Source organism: Moraxella nonliquefaciens (assembly GCF_001679005.1).
Lineage (GTDB): Bacteria > Pseudomonadota > Gammaproteobacteria > Pseudomonadales > Moraxellaceae > Moraxella > Moraxella nonliquefaciens.
The window spans coordinates 1-1286 of the sequence record NZ_LXTW01000019.1; the positions used below are offsets into that span (position 1 = coordinate 1).

General features: G+C 47.4%; 1 protein-coding gene. It reads right to left on the reverse strand.

Annotated features, from left to right (window positions below; translation table 11 throughout):
• Nucleotides 1-94: 94 nt before the first annotated feature.
• Nucleotides 95-1285 (reverse strand): elongation factor Tu, encoded by a 1191-nt coding sequence (tuf, locus tag A7456_RS06295; RefSeq protein ID WP_066886983.1) that lies wholly within the window; start codon nt 1283-1285, stop codon nt 95-97.
• Nucleotide 1286: the final 1 nt, after the last annotated feature.

Consider the following 1286-nt stretch of genomic DNA (forward strand, 5'->3'; position numbering starts at 1 on the left):
CAAACCCCCTACCATCTCTGGCAGGGGGTTTGATTTGACCTAGTCAGTGTCTGATTGGTCATTTGGATTGTTGTTGGGCTAATGTTGTTTTAAATCAGCTTTTAACATTGGCAACAACACCAGCACCTACGGTACGACCACCTTCACGGATGGCAAAGCGTAGACCTTTGTCCATGGCGATTGGGTGAATAAGTTCAACACTCATCTCAACGTTGTCGCCAGGCATGACCATCTCAGTACCTTCTTGTAGGGTGATGGCACCGGTAACATCAGTGGTACGGAAATAGAACTGTGGGCGATAGCCGTTTAAAAATGGGGTATGACGACCACCTTCTTCTTTTGACAGTACGTATACCTCAGCGTCAAAGTTGGTGTGTGGGGTGATTGAACCTGGTTTGGCGAGTACTTGACCACGTTGAACGTCTTCACGCTTAGTACCACGTAGTAGAACACCACAGTTCTCACCAGCACGACCTTCGTCTAGCAGTTTACGGAACATTTCAACACCAGTACAGGTGGTTTTGGCGGTGTCTTTGATACCAACAATCTCAACTTCGTCGCCCACTTTGATGATGCCAGATTCAACACGACCTGTTACCACAGTACCACGACCAGAGATGGAGAATACATCTTCAATTGGCATTAGGAAGGCTTTATCAATATCACGCTCAGGCTCAGGAATGTAGGTGTCTAGGGTGTCTAGCAATTCTAAGATGGCAGGTTCACCATATTGACCAGCATCGCCATTTAGACCCAACAAGGCAGAACCTTTGATGATTGGAGTGTCGTCCCCTGGGAAATCATAATCAGAGAGCAGTTCACGTACTTCCATCTCTACCAATTCTAGTAGCTCTTCGTCATCTACTAAGTCGCACTTATTCATAAATACCATGATATAAGGCACGCCAACTTGACGAGACAATAGGATGTGTTCACGAGTCTGTGGCATAGGGCCATCAGTTGCAGCAACAACCAAGATGGCACCGTCCATTTGAGCGGCACCTGTGATCATGTTTTTGACATAGTCAGCGTGACCTGGGCAGTCTACGTGTGCATAGTGACGAGCTGCGGTGTCATATTCAATGTGAGAGGTGTTGATGGTGATACCACGTGCTTTTTCCTCAGGTGCTGAGTCAATGGCAGCATAGTCTTTTGCTTCACCGCCGTGATGCTTGGCAGCAACGGTAGCAATGGCAGCAGTTAGGGTGGTTTTACCGTGGTCAACGTGACCGATGGTACCAACGTTTACGTGTGGTTTATTACGTTCAAATTTGGCTTTGGCCATG

Excerpts from the sequence above, each read along its gene's own strand:
- tuf (WP_066886983.1), bottom strand. The coding sequence starts at position 1,285 with ATGGCCAAAGCCAAATTTGAACGTAATAAACCACACGTAAACGTTGGT.